Annotated in this window: 3 protein-coding genes; 1 reads left to right on the top strand and 2 read right to left on the bottom strand. The window is 68.4% G+C overall.

The genetic code is table 11. The features are described 5' to 3' along the window. Nucleotides 1-11: 11 nt before the first annotated feature. Nucleotides 12-194, bottom strand: coding sequence for a hypothetical protein (locus ACNFOC_RS52535; RefSeq protein WP_416966046.1), 183 nt, complete (start codon nucleotides 192-194; stop codon nucleotides 12-14). After that, nucleotides 191-1579, bottom strand: a complete 1389-nt coding sequence (locus ACNFOC_RS52530; protein WP_416966045.1) for an ethanolamine ammonia-lyase subunit EutB — start codon at nucleotides 1577-1579, stop codon at nucleotides 191-193. The genes ACNFOC_RS52535 and ACNFOC_RS52530 overlap by 4 nt, the downstream gene beginning before the upstream one ends. A gap of 160 nt (nucleotides 1580-1739) precedes the next feature. On the opposite strand from ACNFOC_RS52530, the gene ACNFOC_RS52525 reads away from it, so the two are divergent. Next, nucleotides 1740-3251 carry an APC family permease gene (locus tag ACNFOC_RS52525; RefSeq protein ID WP_416966044.1) on the top strand — a complete coding sequence of 504 codons (1512 nt, stop codon included), beginning with the start codon at nucleotides 1740-1742 and terminating at the stop codon, nucleotides 3249-3251. Nucleotides 3252-3332: the final 81 nt, after the last annotated feature.

Here is a 3332-nt window from a genome sequence, read left to right as displayed (position 1 = left end):
GAGGCAACCGCTTACCCTGCTGGCGAAGATCGTCGACGCAGGGAGAATCCCATGACATCCAACACCGGTCCTACGACCGCCACCACGCCCGCTGCTACGACCGACACCGCGCCCGTCGCCATGCCCGCCTGCGTGTGGCGACGCAGGGTCGGCCACAGATCCCGCTCCACAGACTCCACTTGACTGATCGTCATGCCACCAGTTCCCTTCCGATCGCCGTCAACGGGTGGGTCGTACCGGACACGTCTCTGATCTCGCCGCCCTCGCCCAGCAGGCCGATCGAGGCGAGCCAGGTCTCGAACTCCGGTGCTGGGCGCAGCCCGAGGACCTCGCGGAGGTACAACGCGTCGTGGTACGAGGCGGATTGGTAGTTGAGCATGATGTCGTCGCCGCCCGGTGTGCAGATCACGAAGGACGCGCCGGCCACGCCGAGCATGGTGAGCATCGTGGCGATGTCGTCGTCGTCCGCGTCGGCGTGGTTGGTGTAGCAGATGTCCAGGCCCATGGGCAGGCCGAGGACCTTGCCGCAGAAGTGGTCCTCCAGGGCCGCGCGGAGGATCTGGCGGCCGTCGTAGAGGTACTCCGGGCCTATGAAGCCCACCACCGTGTTCACGAGGAGCGGGTCGTAGCGGCGGGCGACCGCGTATGCCCGTGCCTCCACCGTCTGCTGGTCGACGCCGTGGTGCGCGTCCGCCGAAAGGGCGCTGCCCTGGCCCGTCTCGAAGTACATGACGTTGTCGCCGACCGTGCCCCGGCCCAGCGCCTTCGCCGCCTCGTACGCCTCGTCGAGCAGGCCCAGCGTCACGCCGAAGGACGCGTTCGCCGCCTGGGTGCCCGCGATGGACTGGAAGACGAGGTCCACGGGGGCGCCGGCCGCCATCAGGTCCATGCTCGTCGTGACGTGGGACAACACGCAGGACTGGGTGGGGATGGCGTACCGCTGGATCACTCCGTCCAGCAGCTCCAGCAGGTCCCGTACCGCCTTCGTGCTGTCCGTCGCGGGGTTGATGCCGATCACCGCGTCGCCGGAGCCGAGGAGCAGTCCGTCCAGGAGGGCCGCGGCGACTCCGGCCGGGTCGTCGGTGGGGTGGTTGGGCTGGAGGCGGGTGGCCAACCGTCCCGGCAGACCGATCGTGGAGCGGAAGGCGGTCACCACCCGCACCTTCCGCGCGACGGCGACGAGGTCCGCGTTGCCCATGAGCTTCGACACCGCCGCGACCATCTCCGGCGTCAACCCGGGTGCTACGGCGGCCAGTTCGCCGGCATCCGCCGCCAGCAGCCACTCCCGGAACCCGCCCACCGTCATACCGGCCACCGCCGCGAACGCACCCGTGTCGTGCGTGTCGAGAATCAGCCGGGTCACGTCATCCGTCTCGTACGGGATCACCGGCTCGGCGAGGACCGCGGTCAGCGGTACGTCCGCCAGCGCCCAGCGCGCCGCGACCCGCTCCTGGGCGGACGCGGCGGCCAGCCCCGCCAGCCGGTCGCCGGAACGCTCCGGGCTCGCGGCGGCGAGCAGACGCGCGAGGGAGCCGAAGCGGTAGCTGTGGCCGCCGAGCGTGGAGGTGTACGTACTCATGCCGGTGACCGTACGAGGCGCGTGTTGCCCCCAGATTTCTTCAGATTTCTAAAGGTCTGGTTGACAAACATTTAACGTCCCGCAGCCCTTGGCCGACTCATTTGGCCTACAGAGTTCCGGTTCGACACACCAGCCGAGCAGCAGGAGAGGAGCCACCCCGATGGCAGTGGACGAAGGAGTCGCCCCCGCGGCGAACACAAGCGAGGACGGCGCTGTTCACCGGCTCAAGCCCAACGCCATCGGCCTGCTGGGCGTGGTCTTCATGGCCGTCGCCACGGCCGCCCCGATCACCGCGATGACCGGCAACGTGCCCTTCATGGTCTCGTCCGGCAACGGCATAGGCGCCCCGGCGAGCTACCTCGTCGCAATGGTCGTCCTGGCAATCTTTTCCGTCGGCTTCACCTCGATGGCGAAGCACATCACCTCCACCGGCGCCTTCTACGGCTTCATCTCCTACGGCCTCGGCCGCACCGTCGGACTCGCGTCGGGCCTCCTCGCGACCTTCGCGTACGTCGTGTTCGAGCCGGCGCTGATCGGCATCTTCTCGATCTTCGCCACCGGAACCCTCAAGGACCAGACGGGACTTGACGTCCCGTGGTGGGCCTGCGCGATCGTGATGCTGGCCGTCAACGCGACGGGCACCTGGTTCGGCGTCTCGGTCGCCGAGAAACTCCTCGTGGTCCTGCTCGGCACCGAGGTGACCGTCCTCGCGGCGATGGCGATCTCGGTCGCCCTGCACGGCGGCGGCCCGCACGGCTTCACCTTCGGCCCGGTCAACCCGGTCAACGCGTTCAAGGGCACCAGCGCCGGACTCGGCCTCTTCTTCGCCTTCTGGTCGTGGGTCGGCTTCGAGTCGACGGCGATGTACGGCGAGGAGTCCCGCGACCCGAAGAAGATCATCCCCAAGGCGACGATGATCTCCGTCCTCGGCGTCGGCGTCTTCTACGTCTTCGTCTCCTGGATGGCCATCATCGGCAACGGCGAGACGGAGGCCGTGAAGGCCGCGTCCTCCGCGAACCCGCTCGCCCTCTTCTTCAACCCCACCGAGCGCTACGTCGGCCACTGGGCGGTCGACCTCATGCAGTGGCTGATGATCACCGGCTCGCTCGCCTGCGGAATGGCCTTCCACAACTGCGCCAGCCGCTACATGTACGCCCTGGGCCGCGAAGGCGTCCTGCCGAAGCTCAAGAACACCGTCGGCCGCACCCACGCCAAGCACGGCTCCCCGCACATCGCGGGCCTGGTGCAGACGGTGGTGAGCGCGGTGCTGATCGTCGGCTTCTGGGCCACGAGCAAGGACCCGGCCAACGCGCTGTACGTCCTGCTGGCCATCCTCGGCACGATGGCGATCCTCGTGGTGCAGGCGGTCTGTTCGTTCGCGGTGCTGGCCTACTTCCGCAAGAACCACCCCGAGAGCCGGCACTGGTTCAAGACGTTCACCGCGCCGCTCCTCGGCGGCATCGCGATGCTGGCGGTGGTGTTGCTCCTGGTGTCCAACATGAGCGTCGCGGCGGGCTCGGAGTCCAACTCGCCGGTCCTGAAGGCGACCCCGTGGCTGGTGCTACTGGTCGCGGCGACGGGCATCGGCTACGCCCAGTACCTGAAGCGCCGGGCCCCTGAGCGTTATGCCTTGCTGGGCCGCACGGTGCTGGAGGAAACAAAGGAGCGCTGAGGCTTTTAGGGGCGCGGGGAACTGCGCGACCAGCCCACCACCGGGCCGCGGGTAAGTACGAACCTGCGGGAGCGTTGTGGC

It is taken from the genome of Streptomyces colwelliae (assembly GCF_048158785.1).
In the GTDB taxonomy this organism is placed as follows: Bacteria; Actinomycetota; Actinomycetes; order Streptomycetales; family Streptomycetaceae; genus Streptomyces.
This window is presented reverse-complemented; position numbering and strand designations above follow the sequence as displayed.

Excerpts from the sequence above, each read along its gene's own strand:
- ACNFOC_RS52525 (WP_416966044.1), top strand. The coding sequence starts at position 1,740 with ATGGCAGTGGACGAAGGAGTCGCCCCCGCGGCGAACACAAGCGAGGAC.
- ACNFOC_RS52535 (WP_416966046.1), bottom strand. The coding sequence starts at position 194 with ATGACGATCAGTCAAGTGGAGTCTGTGGAGCGGGATCTGTGGCCGACC.
- ACNFOC_RS52530 (WP_416966045.1), bottom strand. The coding sequence starts at position 1,579 with ATGAGTACGTACACCTCCACGCTCGGCGGCCACAGCTACCGCTTCGGC.